The 20,321-nt window shown below is 70.1% G+C and carries 16 protein-coding genes; 10 read left to right on the top strand and 6 right to left on the bottom strand.

The annotated features are described in order from the left end of the window. Window positions 1–43 precede the first annotated feature (43 nt). A complete protein-coding gene (locus tag H9633_RS07000; protein ID WP_191712581.1) occupies window positions 44–1,336 on the bottom strand; it encodes an ABC transporter substrate-binding protein in 1,293 nt (430 codons plus the stop codon). Window positions 1,337–1,566: 230 nt separating this feature from the next. Between H9633_RS07000 and H9633_RS06995 the strand changes: the two genes are divergently transcribed. From H9633_RS06995 to H9633_RS06980, 4 genes are read left to right on the top strand one after another with little or no spacing between them, the layout of a single operon-like run. Then, the gene (locus tag H9633_RS06995) at window positions 1,567–2,691 is read left to right on the top strand and encodes a GntR family transcriptional regulator (RefSeq protein ID WP_191712580.1); all 1,125 of its coding nucleotides are present in this window, start codon (window positions 1,567–1,569) and stop codon (window positions 2,689–2,691) included. 15 nt (window positions 2,692–2,706) lie between these two features. Beyond that, window positions 2,707–3,702, top strand: coding sequence for a Gfo/Idh/MocA family protein (locus H9633_RS06990; protein WP_191712579.1), 996 nt, complete (start codon window positions 2,707–2,709; stop codon window positions 3,700–3,702). Beyond that, a complete protein-coding gene (locus tag H9633_RS06985; RefSeq protein ID WP_191712578.1) occupies window positions 3,699–5,114 on the top strand; it encodes a sulfatase-like hydrolase/transferase in 1,416 nt (471 codons plus the stop codon). The genes H9633_RS06990 and H9633_RS06985 overlap by 4 nt, the downstream gene beginning before the upstream one ends. Next, a complete protein-coding gene (locus tag H9633_RS06980; RefSeq protein ID WP_191712577.1) occupies window positions 5,111–6,556 on the top strand; it encodes a sulfatase family protein in 1,446 nt (481 codons plus the stop codon). Before H9633_RS06985 ends, H9633_RS06980 begins: the two co-directional genes overlap by 4 nt. Here H9633_RS06980 and H9633_RS06975 read toward each other — a convergent pair. Further along, complete coding sequence (locus H9633_RS06975) at window positions 6,540–7,961, bottom strand: sulfatase family protein (protein ID WP_191712576.1); 1,422 nt, start codon at window positions 7,959–7,961, stop codon at window positions 6,540–6,542. The genes H9633_RS06980 and H9633_RS06975 overlap by 17 nt on opposite strands. 81 nt (window positions 7,962–8,042) lie before the next feature. Between H9633_RS06975 and H9633_RS06970 the strand changes: the two genes are divergently transcribed. Further along, complete coding sequence (locus H9633_RS06970) at window positions 8,043–10,043, top strand: DUF2264 domain-containing protein (RefSeq protein ID WP_191712575.1); 2,001 nt, start codon at window positions 8,043–8,045, stop codon at window positions 10,041–10,043. A gap of 103 nt (window positions 10,044–10,146) precedes the next feature. Here the strand turns inward: H9633_RS06970 and H9633_RS06965 are convergent, their stop codons facing one another. Next, a complete protein-coding gene (locus H9633_RS06965; RefSeq protein ID WP_218161819.1) occupies window positions 10,147–10,764 on the bottom strand; it encodes a glucose-6-phosphate isomerase family protein in 618 nt (205 codons plus the stop codon). Window positions 10,765–10,841: 77 nt separating this feature from the next. Here H9633_RS06965 and xylB point away from each other — a divergent pair, with 77 nt between their 5' ends. From xylB to H9633_RS06945, 4 genes are read left to right on the top strand one after another with little or no spacing between them, the layout of a single operon-like run. Further along, window positions 10,842–12,332 (top strand): xylulokinase, encoded by a 1,491-nt coding sequence (gene xylB, locus H9633_RS06960; protein ID WP_191712574.1) that lies wholly within the window; start codon window positions 10,842–10,844, stop codon window positions 12,330–12,332. Continuing rightward, window positions 12,308–13,282, top strand: coding sequence for an NAD(P)-dependent oxidoreductase (locus tag H9633_RS06955; RefSeq protein WP_318247217.1), 975 nt, complete (start codon window positions 12,308–12,310; stop codon window positions 13,280–13,282). Before xylB ends, H9633_RS06955 begins: the two co-directional genes overlap by 25 nt. 8 nt (window positions 13,283–13,290) lie before the next feature. Continuing rightward, window positions 13,291–14,220 (top strand): shikimate dehydrogenase family protein, encoded by a 930-nt coding sequence (locus H9633_RS06950; RefSeq protein WP_071640531.1) that lies wholly within the window; start codon window positions 13,291–13,293, stop codon window positions 14,218–14,220. After that, the gene (locus tag H9633_RS06945; protein ID WP_191712573.1) at window positions 14,220–15,317 is read left to right on the top strand and encodes a phosphotriesterase family protein; all 1,098 of its coding nucleotides are present in this window, start codon (window positions 14,220–14,222) and stop codon (window positions 15,315–15,317) included. The genes H9633_RS06950 and H9633_RS06945 overlap by 1 nt, the downstream gene beginning before the upstream one ends. A gap of 225 nt (window positions 15,318–15,542) precedes the next feature. On the opposite strand, the gene H9633_RS06940 is transcribed toward H9633_RS06945, so the two are convergent. The 3 genes from H9633_RS06940 to H9633_RS06930 all read right to left on the bottom strand — a co-directional run bounded on the left by H9633_RS06940 (window position 15,543) and on the right by H9633_RS06930 (window position 19,150). Next, entirely contained in the window at window positions 15,543–16,544 is a 1,002-nt protein-coding gene (locus H9633_RS06940) for an ABC transporter substrate-binding protein (protein ID WP_191712572.1), read from the bottom strand. A gap of 72 nt (window positions 16,545–16,616) precedes the next feature. Continuing rightward, complete coding sequence (locus H9633_RS06935) at window positions 16,617–17,648, bottom strand: ABC transporter permease (protein ID WP_083428639.1); 1,032 nt, start codon at window positions 17,646–17,648, stop codon at window positions 16,617–16,619. Then, on the bottom strand, window positions 17,645–19,150 hold the full coding sequence (locus H9633_RS06930; protein ID WP_191712571.1) for a sugar ABC transporter ATP-binding protein: 1,506 nt from the start codon (window positions 19,148–19,150) through the stop codon (window positions 17,645–17,647). Before H9633_RS06930 ends, H9633_RS06935 begins: the two co-directional genes overlap by 4 nt. 217 nt (window positions 19,151–19,367) lie before the next feature. Between H9633_RS06930 and H9633_RS06925 the strand changes: the two genes are divergently transcribed. After that, complete coding sequence (locus tag H9633_RS06925; RefSeq protein WP_071641886.1) at window positions 19,368–20,243, top strand: sugar phosphate isomerase/epimerase family protein; 876 nt, start codon at window positions 19,368–19,370, stop codon at window positions 20,241–20,243. Window positions 20,244–20,321 lie beyond the last annotated feature (78 nt).

Below are 20,321 nucleotides of genomic sequence, written 5' to 3'. Positions count from 1 at the left end.
GGGGGGGCGGGGAGGGGTGCGGCGGGCGCCAGAGCGACGTCGGTCACGAGTTCTGCTCCCAGTAGTCGACCTGGCCGGTCCTCATCGTCTCGACGAACGTCTTCGCGTCGGTCTTGCCGAGCACGAGATCGCTCAGCGCCGGCCACAGCAGCTTCTCGGTGTAGCCGGGGAAGCTGATGCCGTCGTTCTGCATGTAGTAAGAGTCGGCCTCGTCGAGCGCCTCCTTGACCGTCGACATCTCCTCGCTGACGGCGGCATCGGCACGGATCGGGATGATCTTCGCCTCACTGCCCAGAGCGTCCTGGTACTTCTTGTTCAGGAAGAAGGCGGCGAACTTCTCGGCGTTCTCGGCGTTCTTCGCACGGGCCGGCACGGCGAATCCGACGAAGTCGGCACGCGCGGTGTCACCCAGCGTGGGGAACGGGAACGACGAGTACTCGAAGCCGTCGGCGGCGTACGGGCCGGTCTCGGTGGGGATCCACGTGCCGTTGAAGAGCATGACCGCCTTGTCGTCGGCCCAGACCTGCTGCTGCGCCGGCCACTTGCTGGCGTTGTAGCCGTCGATGAAGTAGTCGCCCTTGACGAGCTCCTCGATCATCTGCGCGGCTTCGAGCGCCTCGGGGTCGTCCCATGCCTTGCCGGTCTTGTCGGCGGCCATCTCGCGCAGCGAGCCGGGGCCGGCGAGGCCGACCATGGCGGACGTGTACCAGTAGGCGTTGTATCCGGCGACGTCGCCGTCGATGGCGATCGGGGTCTCGCCGGCCGCCTTCATCTCGTCCATCGTGGCGAGGAAGTCGTCCCAGCTCTGCGGCGGGTTCTCGGCGAGTTCCGGGTGCGCGACCTTGTTGAACCAGATCGCGTCGCTGCTGAGCGAGTACGGCAGCATCCACGGTGCGTCCTCGCCCTCGACGGTGAGCACGTCGTCTTCGAGGTACGCCTCGGGGATCAGCTCCCCCGCCTTCTCGCCGTCGACGTCAGCGGCGTACGCCTCGGTGAGGGGCTTCGCCTGCCCGGTCTCGGCGAGCACGGGTGCGGTCTTCGCGAACGAGCCGTCGACGAGGTCGGGCACCTTGTTCGTGTTGAGCGTGGGCACGGTCTTCTTGAGGTTGTCGCGCCCCTGCCACTGGACGTTCACCTCGATGCCGGTCTCCTTCTCGAAGTCGGCGATGGCCTGGGCGACGACCTTCTGCTGCGCCTCGCCCTCCTTCCACATCGACCAGTAGGTGAACTCTCCGGAGTCGCTGGACCCGCCGCCTGAGGCGGACGAGCATCCGGCGGCGGTCAGCGCGACCGCGCCGATGAGGGCAAGTGCTGAGACCTTACGGATCTTCGCCATCGGATTTCCTTTCGTCTGTGCACGGCATCGTCGCCTGCGGGGTCGACTTTCGCCCGTGCATACAAGAGCATTCAAGGAGTATTCCGATATCCGTGATCGATCTGTTGCCGGGGATCCGCATCCTCGACCCCGGAATGCCGGAGATCGGACGCAAGGAATCGTCGAATACGTCTTTATTCCTCACTTCATTGACCGAAGAATCAAAGGAAGAACGACGGAGGGGGATCGGCATGGCCGGAAAGCGCGCAACGGTGCGCGACGCAGAATCGCGGGGGCTGAAGTTCGAGCTCCTCGCCGATCAGCTGCGTCGAGGCATCCTCGCCGGCACCTGGACCGCGGGCCAGAAGCTGCCCACCGAGCAGGAGCTCTCCAAGGAGACGGGCCTGTCGCTGACCACCGTGCGCAGGGCGTTCGACGAGCTCGTGGCCGAGCGGATCGTCGTCCGTCGCCAGGGCGCCGGCAGCTTCGTCGCGCACACCCGCCCACGCGAGGAGCGCACGCGTCGGCGCATCGGCGTGCTGCTGCCCGACACCCAGCTCTACTACCCCAGAGTTCTGCAGGGCATCGACGAATCCCTGCAGGCGGCGGGCGCCTCGCTGCAGCTGGCGACCTACCGCTACCAGCCCGAGCGCGAGGACGACGCGATCGCGTCGCTGCTGGATGCCGGTGTCGACGGACTCATCCTCGCGCCCACGCTCACGGGGCTCGACGCCCCGCTCGCCCGCGCTCAGCAGCTCATGGCGCTGCCTGTCCCGGTCGTGCTGGTCGAGCGCAGCCTGGCCGATGTCGGCCCCGCCGACACCACCGAGCACGTCTGCTCCGACCATGCCGGCGGGGCGTACGACGCGATCGTCCACCTGGCACGCCTCGGCCACTCGCGCATCGCCCTTCTCACGCGCTCGGCCACCGTCACCGAGTTCGGCATCGTGCGCGGCTACCGCCGGGCCATCGCCGGCCTCGAGCTGCCCACCGGGCTCGAGTTCGCGCAGACCAAGCAGGAGTGGGAAGCCGATTCCGGGTCGTCCGCGTTCACTGCGCTGCGCGAGTTCGACGCCACCGCCGCCCTCGTGTTCGGCGACCGGGAGGCGGCGCTGCTGCAGGGTGCCGCGCGCCGAGCCGGGGTGAGCATCCCCGACGACGTCGCCCTCGTCTCGTACGACGACGAGGTGGCCGACCTCGCCGAGGTGCCGCTGACCGCGGTGGCCCCGCCCAAGTACCGCATCGGTCGCATGGCCGCTGACGTCATGCTGCGCCGGCTGGTGGAGGGCGACGAATGCCCGCTGCACCAGATCCGGCTGCGGCCGCGCATCGTGATCCGTCGCTCGTGCGGCGCGAGCGCACTTCACCAGGACTGATCGAGGGAGACACACGTGCGGATCGGATTGATCGGAGCCGGGGCCGTCGCCCCGTACCACTGCGCCGCAGCGGCGGCGTTGGACGGCGTGCAGCTCGTCGCCGTCTGCGACATCGACGAGGCCGCCGCTCGAAGGGCAGCCGCCGGATGCCCGGATGCCGCCGTCTTCACCGATCATCGGGCGATGCTGGCGGCGGGGGTGGTGGATGCCGTTATCGTGAACACGCCGCACGCGACGCACCTGCCGATCGGCGTGGATGCCGCCGCCGCCGGTGCGCACGTGCTGGTGGAGAAGCCGATGGCCACCACCCTGGAGGACTGCGACCGGCTGGTCGCCGCGTGCGAGAGCGCTGGCGTCGCGCTGACCGTGGGACACATCCAGCACTACCTGCCCGAGAAGGTCGCCGCCCAGAGGGTGCTGGCGTCTGGCGAGCTGGGGACGGTGCGGATGGTGCGCGACAACCGCAGCACCGACTACCGTCCGGGCACCCGCTCGCCGTGGTTCTTCTCTCCCGAGATCGCCGGCGGCGGGGCGCTGATGAATATCGGCGGTCACTGCATCGACCGGGCGCTGTGGCTGGGCGCCGGGCGGGCGGTCGAGATGCTCGCCACCACGGTCAACCGCTTCGGCTCGGCGGTCGAGACCGACGGTGCGATGATGCTGCGCCTCGACAACGGGGTCGCGGTGAGCATCGTCGTGGTGAGCGATCCGGCGACCCGGGGCGACCTCGTGACCATCGTGTGCGACGGCGGCGTCATCGAGATCAATCCACGCCACGGCACCACCGTGCACATCGACGGCCGCTCGCGGCTGGTGCACCGCAGCCATCCCGACGACATCCAGAGCGCCTTCACCGCGCAGCTGGAGGACTTCCAGCGTGTGGTGCAGGGCGGCACTCCCACCGTGCCGATCGCGCACGCCCGACACGTGGTCGAGCTGATCCTCGCGGCGTACCGCTCCGCGGAAGAGGGGTCGGCACTGCTGTTCGCCGAGGCGGATGCGCTGAGATGACCCACCCCAACCTCGTCCTGATCGTCAGCGACGACCAGGGCCCGTGGGCGCTGGGCGCGGCGGGGAACCACGAGATCCGCACGCCGGTCCTCGATGAGCTGGCCGAGCGCGGCATCCGTCTCGACCGCTTCTTCTGCGCCTCGCCCGTGTGCTCACCGGCCCGGGCCAGCCTGCTCACCGGACGGATCCCGTCGGCACACGGCGTGCACGACTACCTCGACGGCGCGCACGCCGGCGCGGCCAGTCGTGACTACCTGGCGGGGATGCCGACCCTCACCGATGCGCTCGCCGACGCAGGCTACCGCCTCGGCCTGTCGGGCAAGTGGCATCTGGGCGCCAGCGATGTTCCGCGGCGCGGCTTCGTGCACTGGTTCGCCCTCGACGGCGGCGGCAGCGCGTACCACGATGCGGTGATGCACACCGGAGACGGCCGGACCGAGCATGTCACCGAGTACCTCACCGATGCGATCGCCGACGATGCGATCGCGTTCCTCGACGCCGAGCAGCAGCACGACGCACCGTTCTTCCTCGCCCTGAACTTCACCGCGCCGCACAAACCGTTCGCCGGTCAGCATCCCGCGGAATTCACCGACCTCTATCGCGACTGCGCGTTCGAGACGTGCCCGCAGGAGCAGCCCCACCCGTGGCTGCAGACCCTCGACGGCGCGCCGATCGGCGGCGAGGCCGATACCCGAGAGGCCCTGATCGGCTATTTCGCCGCAGTGACGGCGATGGATGCCGCGATCGGGCGTGTTCTCGATCGGCTGCGCGCGCACGACATCCTCGACGACACCATGGTGGTGTTCCTCAGCGACAACGGGTTCAGCTGCGGCCAGCACGGCTTCTGGGGCAAGGGCAACGGCACCTTCCCGATGAACATGTACGACGAGTCCGTGATGGTGCCGTTCATCGTCGCGCAGCCCGGAGCGCTGCCCGAGGGCGACGTGCACGACGATCTGCGCAGCGCCTACGACCTGCCCGCGACGCTCCTCGAGCTGCTCGGACTCGACCCGGCGCCGTTCGAGCAGGGCCCGGGGCGCAGCTTCGCCGCCGCGCTGCGCGGCGAGCGCGCGGAGCGTGAGCCGCGACCCGTGGTCGTGCACAGCGAATACGGCCCCGTCCGCATGATCCGCACGACAGACCGCAAGTACGTGCACCGGCATCCGTACGGCCCTCACGAGCTGTACGACCTCGAGGCCGATCCGCGCGAGCGGGTGAATCTCGCCGACGACCCTGCGCACGCCGCAGATCTCGCGCGGATGCGCGGGATGCTGGACGCCTGGTTCACTGAGCATGCCGACGCGCAGGCGGACGGCCGCGGTCTGCCCGTCGTCGGCGCCGGACAGACGCGCTCCCTCGACGACGACCCGCTCGGCGCCTTCGCACCGCCTGGATGGGATGGAGCCCCATGAACCGCCCGAACATCCTCCTGATCGTCTCCGACGACCACGGTCACGCCGACCGCTCCGCCATGGGCACGCCCGGGGTGCGCACTCCGGTGCTCGACCGCCTGGCGGCCGAGGGCGCGACGTGCACCGACGCCTACGTGACCGCGCCGATCTGCTCGCCGTCGCGCGCCGGGCTCATCACCGGGCAGTACCAGCAGCGCTGGGGCGGACTGTGGTTCGACTCGGCGCACATCGGCGACGCCCCGACCATCGCCGAGCGTCTTCGCGACGCCGGCTACGCGACCGGGTACTTCGGCAAGGTGCACTACGGACACGAGACCGCCGCCGACCGCGGCGCGCCGCCGCACCACGGTTTCGACGAGTCCTTCTACGGCCTGGCCGGTCAGTCGATGGGGCGCCTGCACTACCTGCACCACAGCGACGACGCGGTCGCCGAGTACGGCGAGGCCGCGGAGGCGATGGGGGTGCAGCCGTTCTGGTCGGGCGAGGAGCCCGTCGAGTTCGACGGCTTCACGACCGACGAGATCGCCGACCGCGCGGGCGCGTTCATCGAGAGCCGCGCCGGCGAGCAGCCGTTCTTCGCCATGGTCGCCTTCAACGCCGTGCACAACTTCTGCTGGCAGCTGCCCGACGACGAGCTGGCCGCACGCGGCCTCGAGAAGCCAGACGACTGGCATCCGGGAGCCGCGGAGTACCTCGACTGGTACGACGGGGCGATCAGCCCGAATCTGCCGGACGGGCGCGCGTTCTACCTCGCGCAGCTCGAGCTGATGGATCGCGCGATCGGCCGCCTGCTCGACACCCTCGACGCCGGCGGCGTCGCCGGGGACACCATCGTCGTCTACCTCACCGACAACGGCGGGTCGCAGTGCAACTACGGTGACAACGGTGCGCTGCGCGGCACCAAGTACACGCTGTGGGAGGGCGGCATCCGGGTGCCGTTCCTCGTGCGCTGGCCCGGCGTCGCCGCGGCGAGCACGGTGGTGAGCGAGCCGGTGAGCGCGCTGGATCTCGCCGCCACGTTCGCGGCCGCCGCGGGGCTCGAAGCCGACCCGGACGGTGACGGGCGCGATCTGCGCCAGGTGCTCGCCGAGACGACCGACGCGGAGACGCCCGACGCGGAGATGTCCGATGCCGAGACGCTCGCGGACGAGCGGCACGGCGACCGCGAGCTGCACTGGGACTGCGGCTGGCAGTGGGCGGTGCGTCGCGGCGACTGGAAGCTGCTCTGGGTGGACGGCGACAGCCCGACCGCCGAGTACGTGCGCGCGGTCGAGCACACGAGCACCGGCGAGGGCCTCATCCTCACGGACCTGGCCGGCGACCCCGGCGAGCGCGACAATCTCGCATCCCGTCGTCCGCGGCTGGTCGCCCAGCTCACCCGCGCGCACGAGCGCTGGCGGCAACGGGTCGGGCTGCCGCCCGCGCCTACGTCAGGGGACTGAGCATTCCGGCGAGCGCGGCGGCGCCCTCCCACTCATCCCCGGCGCGCTCCAGCTCGTCGCGCAGGCGGCCGATCAGGCCGGCCGCGCGCGGATGCTGCGGGCTGTCGTCCATCTCGTAGGGATCGGCGGCGAGGTCGAAGAACTGCACTCTCAGACCCGACGCCGGATGCCAGGTCGCGACGACCTTCGCGGTGCGTGTGCGCAGCCCGCGCACGCTGCCGGGGTCGGAGCGCGACGCGTACCGCGTGTAGACGGTGGCGTCGTCATCGTCGGTGGCGGGGACCTCGGCGGCGCCGCGCAGCACGCCGGAGCGGTCGCGTCCCACCATCCGCTCATCGCGCGCGTCGACGCCGGCCAGGCCGAGGATGGTCGGTGCGAAGTCGAGGGAGTCCAGCACGGTGTGGCACTCCCCTGCCGGGACGAGGTCGGGCGCATGCACGATGAGCGGCAGGCGCATCGACTCCTCGAAGGGGACGTTCTTGTACATCAGGCCGTGGCTGCCGAGCTGCATCCCGTGGTCCGAGGTGAACAGGATCACCGTGGGTCGCGTCGTGTTCTGCTCGGCGACGGCCGATGCCAGACGGCCGACCTGCTCGTCGACACCGGTGATCGCGGCGAAGTAGTCGCGGGCGATCACCGCCGCCTCGTCGGCGATGGGGGTGCGGTGCGGCACGTTGGGCCGGTTCAGCAGCGCACGCGGGTCGAGGTCGGCGTAGTGCGCGCGATAGCGGTCGGGGACCTGGTCGAACGGCTGGTGGGGCGGGTTGAGCGAGACCATCAGCGCGTAGGGCTCGTCGCCGGCATCCCGCACGAAGTCGATCGCGACGTCGATCTCGTGCTCGGCCGACCACTGGTCCACGTCCACCCGGTCCTCCCGGCCGGCGTCGGTCGTCCAGTAGTGGGGCGCGAGGTGCCGGTCGGCCGCACCGTACGAGTACCAGTAGTCGAAGCCGAAGCGTCGATGCGGCGGCGACCAGGCATCCCACACCTTGCCGTCGTCGCGGCGCCCCTCGCCGAACCGCTCGTCGTCGTCGACCGGCGCCTCGAGATGCCACTTGCCGATGTAGCCGGTCCGCCATCCGCTCTGCCGCAGCGCACTCGCCCACGTCGGCAGATCGTCGCGCAGACCGACCCCATCCTGCGCGCTCTCGGAATTCACGTTCAGGGTCACGCCGTTCACATACGGACGCATCCCGGTGAGGAACATCGCCCGGTGCGGGCTGCACACCGGGTACCCGCTCACCGCCTGGCGCATGACCCGCCCGCTCTCGGCCAGCGCGTCGAGATGCGGGGTGTGCACCGGGTCCTCCCCGACGACGCCGAGCGATGCGGCGCGGAACTGATCGGCCATCACGACGAGGATGTTCGGGCGGTGCGGCACGGCGGTCTCCTGGCTCGGGGTCACGTCAGTCAACGCGATCGGGAGGAGAGGATTCAACACGTTCTCGTCTTGAATCCTCCTGTTCGCCACGGCGACGATCGGGGCATGCCGACGATCGCCCCCGCGTGGATGCCTCCCGACGACCCGCTCTCCGCCCCGTACACCGGGTACACCCGCGCGCACTGGGTGGCCGCGGCCGACCGGATCCTCGACGCGGCACGACAGCGGTCGACGAACGGCGGGGCGCTGGTCGACTTCTCAGCCGCCCCGGGCACGGCGGATGCCGGAGCGGGGCCGCCGATGGACCGGCTCGAGGGGTTCGCGCGCACTTTTCTGCTTGCGGCTCTGCGCATCTCCGGTGATCCGGCCGGCACCGAGGGCACGGCGCCGCTGATCGCGCATTACGCCGAGGCCGTGCAGCACGCGATCGCGCAGCGGATATGGCCGGCGCTCACCGATCACAGCCAGGCCACCGTCGAGGCGGCATCCATCGCGATCGCCCTGCACCTGACGCGCGACACGGTGTGGGCGGCACTGGACGACGCGACACGTGACGGCGTGCACGCCTGGTTCGCGCAGGCCAGGGGCACCTGGTGCGCCGACAACAACCACGTGCTGCTGGGTGCCACCCTGGCGGCGTTCAACCATGCCGGCGGCTTCGCCGACGGACGGGACACGGTCGAGAACGCGCTCGACCGGATGGACGACTGGCACCGGGCCGACGGCTGGTACACCGACGGCGACGGGAGACGCTTCGATCACTACAACGCCTTCGCATTCCACTGGTATCCGTTCTTCATCGACGAGCTGATGGGCGCCGGCTTCGACGACCGGCGCGCCCTGCACCGCGAGCGTCTCGCAGCGTTCGTCGACGGCTATCAGCTCCTGTTCGACGCCCGCTGCGCGCCGGTCTTCCAGGGTCGCTCGCTGATCTACCGGTGGGCGACGGCGGCGCCGTTCTGGATGGCGCGCCGGGAGGGCCTGGACGTGCTCGGCCCCGGGATGACACGGCGGCTGACCAGCGGCATCCTGAGGCACTTCGTCGACAGCGGCAGCCTCGACACCGGGGTGCTCTCGCTGGGCTGGCAGCGAGGTCCGATCCCGAGCATGGTGCAGTCGTACAGCGGGCCGGGATCGCCGTACTGGGCCGCGAAGGGCTTCCTGGGCCTGGCGCTGCCCGCTGACGATCCGGTGTGGAGCGCGGCGGAGGCCCCGCTGCAGATCGAGCGGACGGACGTGCGCCGTGTGCTCGACGGGCCGCGCTGGCTGATCGAAGGTCGCGCGGACGACGGCATCGTGCGACTGCACAACTTCGGCAGCGACGGGCACCCGACCCGCGATGACCCGCTGTATCGCCGTCTGCAGTTCTCCTCCGTCACCCGGCCCGTCCCCGGCGGCACCGTGCGCGACAGCGACCTCACCATCGACGGGGCCGTGCACCGCCCGGCGACCCGCGCCACGGTCGGGGCGCGCGGCGGTGCGGTGACCCGCGCCCTCGACGCCGGCGGGCGGCACGTGGTCTCCCGCGTGGCGACCAAAATCGTCGGCGCCGGCGTCGTGCACGTGGCGCGCCTGACCGGCTGCGTCGGACTCCCGGGTCGGGTGAGCGGTGCCGCCCTCGTCGCCGACGACGACAGGCCGGTCGGGATCGCCCCGCAGGGTCAGGGCGAGGTGGTGGACCGAGGCGAGGTGCGGGATCAGGGCGAGGCGGTGGCGCGAAGCGCGGCGCGGGATCAGGGCGAGGCGGTGGCGCAGAGCGCGGGCCTCGTCAGCGCCGTCCGCTTCCTCGGTGCATGGGCGGCATCCCCGTCTGCGGAGCCGGCGGCCCTCCCGCTGGCGCCCGTCGGCGTGGTCGAGCGGATCGCCGACGGCGCCGACGTCCTGCTCTGCCCGACCGTGCGCCTCGGCCCCCTGCCCGCCGAGGTGGTCATCGTCTGGCAGACCGCCCTGTCACGGGCATCGATCGCCGCGCTCGCGATCAGCGACGTGGTCGTGCACGACGATCACGTCGCCCTGACCGTCGACGGCGAGCGGTGCGTGTTCCGCTGGTCGCTGGCCGAGTTCCTCCCCGCCGACGTCGAGGCGCAGCTCATCCGCCGACCGTAAGCACGGGCCGGCGACCACTTCTCGCTCCGGTATGAGTTCGCGTCGCCTGAACGGCGCCGATGCGGCACATACTCATACCGGAGCGAGAGGCGGTGGGGCCGCGTCAGGGGCGCGGGTAGCCGGTGTGATCGGGGTTGGCCGTCAGCGTCCAACCGTCACCGTCGGCCACGACGAGGTTCTGCATGCCGCCGGCATCCGAGATCACGGCGTAGTCCTGCCCCGCGTCGGCGGCGTAGCAGAACAGCGTGACGAACGGCTCGTCGCCGACGTTCACGCTGCGGTGGATCCAGTGCCCGGGCACGTTGACGGCCTTGCCCGGGGTGAGCTCGATGGCCGCCGACTGTCCGTCGAGGGTCTCCAGGAGCATGACGCCTCGGCCGCTCAGGCAGTGGTACAGCTCGGCGCGGTCGGCGACGGCGTGCAGATGCCCGCGGGTCACCGCGAACTCGTCGCCGATGCGCCCGGGCAGCAGGGTGCTGGTGCCCACGATGAGCGCCCCCGGCCCCTCCTGGTAGCGGTGGTCGTCGACCCAGTAGACCAGTTCGTCGGCGCCGCGCTCCGCGACAGCGGCACGCCATGCCGCGTCGTCGCGGTAGACGCCGGACATCTCGCCCAGGGTCTTCTCGTATCGGCGGGAGCGGCCTTCGATGCCGCCCAGCGGCGAGATGGTCAGCGGCACGGGGGTGTCGACCGTGTCGGCGGCGGTGGTGGCGGTGCTCAAGTTCGTCCTCCTGACAGCTTGTAATTACAGGTATACTCCGAAACGTCCCGAAACCCCAACAGGAGCAGGCACCGACTGTGATCATCGCCCACGACCTCGGCACCACCGGCGACAAGGCCTCGCTGCACCACGACGACGGCCGTCCGGTGGCATCCGTCACCGTGCCCTATCCCGCGCGGTTCGCGGCGGGCGGGGTGGCCGAACAGGATCCGCACGACTGGTGGGGTGCGGTCGTCTCGGCGACGCGCGATCTGCTGGAGCGCACCGGAACCGCGCCCTCCGCGGTCACCGGCCTGGTGGTGAGCGGGCAGATGATGGGCGCCGTGCTGCTGGACGCCGACGGTGCACCCGCCCGCCCCGCCATCATCTGGGCCGACACGCGCGCCGGTGCGCAGCAGCGCCGACTCGAGAGCGCGCTCGGCGCCGAGCACGCGTATCGCGTGCTCGGGCACCGACTCAACCCCACCTACTCGATCGAGAAGATCATGTGGGTGCGCGACAACGAGCCGAACATCTGGGAGCGGGTGCGCCGGGTCTGCGTCGCGAAGGACTACATCGTCCTGCGTCTCACCGGCCGCCTGGCCACCGACCGCTCCGACGCGTCGGGCACGAACGCCTACGACCAGCAGGCCGGCGACTGGTCGGACGAGGTGCTCGCCGCGGCGGGACTCGACCGCGCACTGTTCCCCGAGATCCTCGACTCCACCGCGATCGCCGGGGCGCTCACCGCCTCGGCCGCCGACGCGCTGGGACTGCACACCGGCGTGCAGGTCGTGATGGGCGGCGGCGACGGCCCGATGGCCGCCGTCGGCTCGGGAGTGGTCGCCCCCGAGGACGGCGCCTACGTCTGCCTCGGCACCAGCTCGTGGATCTCGTTCGCCGCCGAACGGCCGCTGCTCGACCCGCAGATGCGCACCTTCACCTTCGACAACGTCGTGCCCGGCGGCTTCGTGCCCACCGCCACCATGCAGGCCGGCGGCGCCTCGGTGCAGTGGATCGCCGAGGCGCTCTCCCCCGACCCGTCGCGCCCCGAGACGGGTCGGCTCACGGCCGAGGCCGCCGCCGACGTCGACACCGAAGACCTCTACTTCCTGCCCTACCTGCTCGGCGAGCGCGCCCCGATCTGGGACCCCGACGCGCGAGGCGCCTTCATCGGACTCGGCCGGCATCACACCCGCGCGCACCTGATGCGCGCCGTGCTCGAGGGCACCGCGTTCAACCTGCTCACGTGCATCCACGCGTTCCGCGAGTCCGGCGCGAGGATCGACCGCATCGACGCCGTCGGCGGCGGGGCGCAGAGCGATGCCTACCTGGCGGTGCTCGCTGACGTCTGGGGCGTGCCGGTGCGCCGCCGCAGCATCGTGGAGGAGGCGAACAGCCTCGGCGCTGCGGTGACCGGCGCCGTCGGACTCGGTCTCGCCGACTTCTCGGCCGCGCGGGCGCTCAGCGAGGTGACCGCGGAGTTCACCCCGGATGCCGCGCGCCACGCGGTCTACGCCGAGCGGCACGCTCGCTTCACCGACGCCTACACGGCCCTCGCGCCGTGGTTCGCAGGAAGGCCGCGCTGATGGGCGTCATCCTCGTCACGAGCCGCTCGTTCTCGGACGGCGATCTCGATCTGGTCGCCCGTGCCGATGAGGCCGGGCACAGCATCCTGCGCGGACCGGCGCATCACGACCTCGCTGAGCTGCGCCCCCTGCTCCTCGACGCGGATGCCTGGATCGCAGGCACCGGCCCGGTGACCGACGAGCACCTGGCTGCCGCGCCGCGGCTGCGCGTGGTGGCCCGGTACGGCGTGGGCACCGAGGCGGTCGACGTCGCAGCGGCCGTGCGGCGCGGCGTCGTCGTGACCAACACCCCGGGCGCCAACGCCGACGCCGTCGCCGACCACGCGGTCGGTCTGATGCTCGCCGCCCTGCGCACCATTCCCGACGGCGACCGTCGCGTGCGCGCCGGCGACTGGTCGGTGCGCCGCGGACGCGAGCTGGGAGCCGCGACCGTCGGCATCGTCGGCTTCGGCCGCATCGGCCAGGGGGTGGCCGCCCGCCTGAGCGGCTTCGGTCCGCGCGTCGTGGCATCCGATCCGTTCCTGCCCGAGGAGCTCGTGCACGCGGCGGGGGCGGAGCCCCTCGCGCTCGACGACCTGTTCGGCACCGCCGACGTGATCACCCTGCACGCCCCCGGCGGGCAGCGTCTGGTCGACGCCGAGCGCCTCGCCGGGATGCGGCCGGGGACCGTCCTGGTGAACACCGCCCGCCCTGATCTCGTCGACGAGCAGGCTGTCGCGCAGGCGCTCGCCGACGGCATCCTCGCCGCGTACGCCGCCGACACGCTCGACGGCGACACGGCCGCGAGCGCGAGTCCGCTGCTGGCCACCGAGCTCGCCGCGCGCGTGATCGTGACCCCGCACCTCGGTGCACAGACCACCCAGGCCGTCGACAACATGGGCCGCATGTCGCTCGACGACGCGATCGCCGTGCTGCGCGGCGACGCCCCGGCCCACCCCGTCACCCGCTAGGAGACCCCATGACCGAGACCGCCCCCGCCGACTGCATGGGATTCGTCGGCGTCACCACCGGATCGTCATCGATCATGAAGGTGTTCCCGCTGTGGGCCGACATCCTCGGTCTGCCCACGCGCACCCTGGTCGGCCACGACCTGCCGATGGACGCCGAGCCTGCGGCGTATCGGGCGATGGTCGAGCAGATCCGCGACGATCCGCACCACCGCGGCGCCCTGGTGACGACGCACAAGATGAACCTCTACGCCGCGGCATCCGACCTGTTCGACGAACTCGACCCGTTCGCGGTGTCGTGCTCGGAGATCTCGAGCATCTCCAAGCGCGGCGACCGGCTGATCGGACGGGCGAAGGACCCGGTGACCGTCGATCTGGCGCTGAACGACTTCCTGCCGGCCGATCATTTCGCCCGCACCGGTGCTGAGGTGATCATCCTCGGCGCCGGAGGCTCGGGCACCGCGCTGAGCTGGGCGCTCGCCGAGCGAGCCGACGCGCCCGCGCGGATCACCGTGACCGCGCGCTCGCAGGACAAGCTCGACCATCTGCGTGAGGTGCACCGTCAGCACGGCACCGACGAGGGTCTGATCCGCTACGTCCTCACCGAGACGGCAGAGCAGGCCGACGCCCTCGTCGCGGCCGCGCCCGCCGGCTCAGTCATCGCCAATGCCACCGGACTCGGCAAGGACCGCCCCGGCTCACCGCTGACCGATGCGGTGGTGTACCCCGAGGGCGCCTGGGCGTGGGAGTTCAACTACCGCGGCTCGCTGGAGTTCCTGCACCAGGCGCGCGCGCAGCAGGACTCCCGCGGACTGCACGTCGTCGACGGCTGGCGCTACTTCATCCACGGCTGGTCGCAGGTGGTCGCCGACGTCTTCGAGCTGACCCTCACCCCTGACGTCGTCGAGCAGCTCGCGCAGGCCGCGGAGTCGGTGCGCTGATGCCGGGGCCGGGCGGCACGGTCGGTGCGGGCAGTGCGGTTCCTGCGGGCGGTGCTGTCGGTGCGGTTTCTGCGGGCGGTGCGGTCGGTGCGGTTTCTGCGGGCGGTGCTGTCGGTGCGGTTTCTGCGGGCGGTCCGGTTCGCACCGTTCTCGGCGACATCCCGTCGGAGGCGCTCGGCCGGGTGAACTACCACGAGCACCTGTTCCAGGTCAGCCCGCTTCTTCCCGGTGACGAGCTCGACGACGAGAGCGCCTCCCGCGCCGAGGCGACGCTGCTGCAGCGCAGCGGCTTCGCCGCGATGGTCGACGCGACGCCGTTCGGCCTGGGGCGCGACCCCGAGGCGGTGGCGCGCATCAGTGGCGCGACCGGCCTCGCCGTCGTCGCGACCACCGGCCTGCACCGAGAGGCGCACTACGGCGACGACCACCCGCTGCAGGTGTGGGATGTCGAGCGCCGGGCGGCGCTGTTCACCGCCGAGGTGCAGACGGGTATGGCGGCCGACGACGCGCAGACCTTCGAACGCCCCGACGTCGCTCTCGCCCGCACCGCCGAGGGCGCCCCCGTGCACGCCGGGATGCTGAAAGGCGGCATCGGCTACTGGTCGATCAGTGCGTTCGAGCGTGCGACGCTCGATGCCATCGCGATCGCGCATCGTGCCACCGGCGCCCCGGTGATGGTGCACCTGGAGTTCTGCACGGCAGCGCACGAGGTGCTCGATCTGCTCGCCGCTGCCGGCGTCGCCGAGCACCGCGTCGTGCTCGCGCACGCTGACCGCGACCCGGATGCCGGGCTGCATGCCTCACTGTCGGAGCGCGGCGCCTACCTGGGCTACGACGGCTTCGCCCGCCCCCGCACGCGCTCGGATGCCGAGCTGCTGGCTCTCACGGCATCCGTGGTCGAGGCGGGCGGTGGCGAGCGGATCGTGCTCGGCGGCGACGTCGCGCGCCGCACCCGGTACATCTCCTACGGCGGGATGCCGGGCCTGGGATACCTCGGCGACCGCTACCTGCCGCGACTCACCGCCCTCATCGGCGAGGCGGCAGTCGAGCGGATGCTGATCGACAACCCCGCCCGACTCCTCTCCCTCTCCCACTGACTCCCCTCCCCTCCCCGGAACCGCTTCTCGCTCCGGTATCAGTTTGTGCCGCCTGTTGCGCGCGGCAGCGGCACGAACTGATACCGGAGCGAGGGGCGGTTCTTTGCAGACGGGGGCGGTGCACACGGGGGCGGATGCAGACGGGGGCGGATGCAGGAAGAGGAGCATGCAGGAAGGGCCCCTCACCGTCAGTGAGGGGCCCTTCCCGATCAGAGCGTCAGCGGATCACTCGTAGAGAACCGCGGCGATCTTCGGGTCGTCGATGTTCTCGGCGTCGTACCAGTACGAACCGGTGTCGTAGAAGTCATCGAGCTTCTCGCCCTTGGCGGCGGCGACAGCCGACTCCACGGTGCGGGCGCCGATGCCGATCGGGTCCTGCGTGATCGCGCCGGCCATGATGCCGTCCTTGATCGCGTTGACCTGTGCCGCACCCGAGTCGAAGCCGATGATGGTCAGCTTGCCCTTCTCGATGCCGAGCTCGTTGACCGCGTTGACCACACCGATCGCCGAACCCTCGTTGGTGCCGTAGATGCCCTTGAGGTCGGGGTGAGCGGCGATCATGCTCTTGGCGATGTCGGCCGACTTCAGGTGGTCGCCGTCGCCGTACTGGATGTCGACGATCTTGATGTCGGGGAAGTCCGCCTCGATCTTCTCGACGAAGCCGTCGCGACGCTCGACACCGGTCGAGTTGATCTGCGAGTGGCCGACGATCGCGACCTCGCCCTTGCCGCCGATGAGCTTCGCCATGTGTTCGGCTGCCAGCGCGCCGGCGGCCTTGCTGTCGGTCGCGGCCAGGCTGAGTCCGACGTCGCCGTTGCACGGCGCGTCGAAGTACACGACCGGGATGTCCTTGGACTTGGCCTGCTCGAGCGGGGCGACACAGGCCTCGGGGTCGAGGGCGGCGTAGCCGATCGCATCCGGGTTGGCGTTGATCGCCGTGGTGAGCATGTCGAGCTGCTGGGCGATCTCGGTCTCGGCAGCGGGGCCCTCGAACGTGACGCGCACGCCGAGCTCCTTCGCCTTCTCCTCGGCGCCCGTCTTCACGGCCTGCCAGAACTGGTGCTGGAAGCCCTTCGACACGAGCGCGACATACATCTCGCCGTCCGAGGATCCTGCGTCGCCGCCGGGGTTCTCGCTGACGACGTCGCCGCCGCCGCAGCCGGCGAGGGCGATCGCGGATGCCGCCAGGAGAGCTGCGAAGGCAGTCTTCTTCTTGCTGAATCGCATGGAAACTCCATTGTTCTCTGTGTGTGGGCTGATCGGGTGATCAGCCGCGGGTGATGGTGCGGGAAGAGACGTTCAGTTGCGCTGGCGGTTGCGCAGCGAGTCGAAGAACACGGCGAGCAGCACGACGACACCGACGACGATGTTGCGCCACTCGGTCTGGATCGACAAGATGCTGAGGCCGTTGACGAGCACGCTCATGATGAGCGCGCCGATCACGGTGCCGATGATCGAGCCGCGACCACCGAGCAGCGAAGTGCCGCCGATGATGACCGCGGCGATCGCCTGCAGCTCGTAGCCCATGCCGATCTGCGGCTGCGCCGAGTCGAGGCGGGCCGCGATGACGACGCCGGCCACGCCGACGAACGCGCCGGCGAACATGTAGACGAAGATCGTCCAGCGGCGGGTGTTGACGCCCGAGAGGCGGGTGGCCTCCTCGTTCGAGCCGATCGCGAAGGTGTAGCGACCGAGCAGGGTCTTCGACAGCACGAGGGCGGCGACGATCGCGAGCACGATCGTGATGAGCACCGCGTTCGGGATGCCGGGGATCAGCACACCGAGCGCGATGCGCTTGAAGTCGGGCGCCGAGGTCGAGAAGTAGATCGGGCGCACGTTCGAGATGACCAGTGCGAGACCGCCCGCGATCATCATCATCGCGAGGGTGGCGATGAACGGCGGCAGACGCAGGACGGTGATGTTCACGCCGTTGACCAGGCCCATCAGCACGCCCGTCGCGATGCCGCCGAGCACGCCCACCCAGATGGGCAGGCCCCAGTTCGTGATGAACACACCGGTCATCACCGCGCACAACGCCATGCCGGTGCCCAGCGACAGGTCGATGCCGCCGGTGATGATCACGAACGTGGTGCCGAGCGCGAGGATCGCGATCACCGCGGTCGACAGGAGCACGGTGGTGAGGTTGCTCACCGTGAAGAACGCGGGGCTGGCGATCGCGAAGAAGATGACCAGCACGACGAGCGTGCCGAAGGCCAGCGACTGCTGCAGCTGGCGCTTCAGCATCCCGCTGATGTCGCGCTTGTCGGTGTTCTCGGCGACGGCCTGCTGGACGACGGTGGTCGTCGATCCGGACTGCTGCGGCGTGCTCATTCTTCTTCCTCCCCATGGGCGGCGAGCTGCATGATCTTCTCCTGGCTGGCTTCCTCGTTGCGGAGGGTGCCGGTGATCCGGCCGTTCGCGAACACGGCGATGCGGTTCGCGACGCGGAGGATCTCCGGCAGCTCCGATGAGATGACGATGATGGACTTGCCGGATGCCGCGAGCTGCTGCATCAGGCGGTAGATCTCCTCTTTGGCTCCGACGTCGATGCCGCGGGTGGGCTCGTCGAAGATGAGGATGTCGCAGTCGCGCATCAGCCACCGGGCGATGACGACCTTCTGCTGGTTTCCTCCCGACAGCAGCTTCACGATCTGGTTGACCGACGGGGTCTTCACCCGCAGCTGCTGCACGTAGTCCTTGGTCTGGTTCTTCGCCTTGCGGTCGCCCATCCAGCCGATCGCGTTGGCGTAGGAGTCCAGCGAGGCCAGCACGGTGTTGAACGTCACATCCTGCTCGAGCATGAGACCGAGCAGCTTGCGGTCCTCGGAGAGGTAGCCGATGCCCCGCTTGACGGCGTCCTCGGGCTGGCGGATGCGCGCCGGCTTGCCGCCGACGTTGATCGTGCCGGCGTCCTTGCGGTCGGCGCCGATGATGGCGCGGGCGGTCTCGGTGCGACCGGCCCCCATCAGCCCGGCGAAACCGAGGATCTCGCCCTTGTGCAGCTGGAACGAGACATCCTTCAGCAGCGTCTTCGTCGACAGGCCCTGCACGTCGAGCACCACGGGATCGCCGGCGTGCTCGCGTGCCTCGGGGCGGGTGCCCTCGTCGATCGCGCGGCCCACCATCATCTCGATGATCCTCGGGATGCTGATCTCGGACTTCTCCAGTGATCCGATGTAGGCGCCGTCGCGCAGCACACTCACCCGGTCTGCCAGCCGACGAAGCTCGTCCATGCGATGCGAGATGTAGACGATGCCGGTGCCGCGCTGCTTGAGCTGCTCGATGAGCACGAAGAGGGTCTCCACCTCCGCGTCGGTGAGCGCGGATGTGGGCTCATCCATGATGAGCACCTTGGCGTTGAACGAGAGGGCCTTGGCGATCTCGACCATCTGCTGCTCGGCCACCGTGAGATCGCCGACCTTCCTGCGCGGGTCGAGCTTGATGTCCAGGCGCTGCAGCAGCTCCTCGGTGCGGCGGTTCAGCGCGCGCTCCGACAGGAAGGGGCCGGTCTTCGGCTCGCGGCCGATGTAGATGTTCTGCGCGACCGTGAGGTCGGGCATCATGTTCAGCTCCTGGTGGATGATCGTGATGCCCAGCTGCTGCGCCTGCAGCGGACCGGTGAGCTCGACCTGCTCGCCCTCGAAGGTGATCGTGCCCGCGTCGCGGGTGTAGATACCCGAGAGGATCTTCATGAGGGTGGACTTGCCGGCACCGTTCTCGCCGACCAGCACGAGCACCTCACCGGGGTGCACCTCGAGGTGCACGTCCTGGAGCGCCTGCACGCCGGGGAATCCCTTGCTGATTCCCTCCATCCGGAGGATGGGATCACTCATGGGCACCTGCTCCCTTGAAGGTCTTGCGGATCCCGCGGTTGTGGAATCCATTTCAAACATCGGATCAATTGTGCGTCGGTCTCACCGCTCGCGCAAGTGCATCTGACAGTACGTGACCAGATCGTCGTGCGGAAGACCTGTAATGACATCTTGCCAGACATGTAATAACATCTTGGTCACGACGGCGTGCGAGGTGCGTGCGCCCGGAAGGAGAGTCATGCTCATCGGCGCGCACGCCCTGGTCTTCACCGGCACCTTCGACGAGCAGGGGCTGCGTCGGGCGATCGAGGGGGCCAAACGGGCCGGCTTCGACCTCGTCGAGATCCCGCTGATGGACGTCGCGGGGTTCGACGCCGACCTGGCCGGACGCCTGCTGCGTGACAACGAGCTGGCGGTCACGGCATCCCTCGGGCTGACCGCCGACACCGACCTGACCAGCGAGGATCAGGCCGTCGTCGCCGCCGGCGAGCGGATGCTGGAGCGCTGCCTCGATCACGTCGCCGCCATGGGCGGCGACGTGCTGTGCGGCGTGATCTACTCCGCCATGCAGAAGTACGGCGCTCCGACCACCGAGCGCGGGGTGGCGAACAGCCGCGCCGCGATCGCGCGCCTCGCCGAGAAGGCCGCGCAGCGCGGCATCCGCCTCTCGCTCGAGGTCGTGAACCGCTACGAGTCCAATGTCTTCAACACCGGACGGGGAGCGCTCGCCTACCTCGACAGCGCCGGGCTCGACGGGGTGTCGGTGCACCTCGACACGTACCACATGAACATCGAGGAGTCCGATCTCTTCCAGCCCGTGCACGACGTCGCCGCCGCCGGTCGGCTCGGATACGTGCACATCGGCGAGAGCCACCGCGGGTACCTCGGCACCGGCTCGGTCGACTTCGGCGCGTTCTTCCGCGCCCTGCACGACGTGCGCTACGACGGCCCGGTGGTGTTCGAATCGTTCTCGTCGGCAGTGGTCAGCGCCGAGCTGAGCAACACGCTCGGCATCTGGCGCAACCTCTGGCAGGACTCCGATGACCTTGCCGCGCACGCGAACCGCTTCATCCGCGACGGCCTGCACGCCGTGCGCACGATCGACCTCCACTGACCGGCCACCGCTTCTCGCTCCGGTATGAGTTCGTGCCGCCTGAACGGCGCCGACGCGGCACGAACTCATACCGGAGCG

It is taken from the genome of Microbacterium commune, from assembly GCF_014836945.1.
GTDB classification, from domain to species: Bacteria; Actinomycetota; Actinomycetes; order Actinomycetales; family Microbacteriaceae; genus Microbacterium; species Microbacterium commune.
This window is presented reverse-complemented; position numbering and strand designations above follow the sequence as displayed.

Bases quoted from the DNA above. Each gene is read 5' to 3' on its own strand.
- H9633_RS07000 (WP_191712581.1), bottom strand. From the start codon at position 1,336: ATGGCGAAGATCCGTAAGGTCTCAGCACTTGCCCTCATCGGCGCGGTC.
- H9633_RS06995 (WP_191712580.1), top strand. From the start codon at position 1,567: ATGGCCGGAAAGCGCGCAACGGTGCGCGACGCAGAATCGCGGGGGCTG.
- H9633_RS06985 (WP_191712578.1), top strand. From the start codon at position 3,699: ATGACCCACCCCAACCTCGTCCTGATCGTCAGCGACGACCAGGGCCCG.
- H9633_RS06980 (WP_191712577.1), top strand. From the start codon at position 5,111: ATGAACCGCCCGAACATCCTCCTGATCGTCTCCGACGACCACGGTCAC.
- H9633_RS06970 (WP_191712575.1), top strand. From the start codon at position 8,043: ATGCCGACGATCGCCCCCGCGTGGATGCCTCCCGACGACCCGCTCTCC.
- H9633_RS06950 (WP_071640531.1), top strand. From the start codon at position 13,291: ATGACCGAGACCGCCCCCGCCGACTGCATGGGATTCGTCGGCGTCACC.
- H9633_RS06945 (WP_191712573.1), top strand. From the start codon at position 14,220: ATGCCGGGGCCGGGCGGCACGGTCGGTGCGGGCAGTGCGGTTCCTGCG.
- H9633_RS06940 (WP_191712572.1), bottom strand. From the start codon at position 16,544: ATGCGATTCAGCAAGAAGAAGACTGCCTTCGCAGCTCTCCTGGCGGCA.
- H9633_RS06935 (WP_083428639.1), bottom strand. From the start codon at position 17,648: ATGAGCACGCCGCAGCAGTCCGGATCGACGACCACCGTCGTCCAGCAG.
- H9633_RS06930 (WP_191712571.1), bottom strand. From the start codon at position 19,150: ATGAGTGATCCCATCCTCCGGATGGAGGGAATCAGCAAGGGATTCCCC.
- H9633_RS06925 (WP_071641886.1), top strand. From the start codon at position 19,368: ATGCTCATCGGCGCGCACGCCCTGGTCTTCACCGGCACCTTCGACGAG.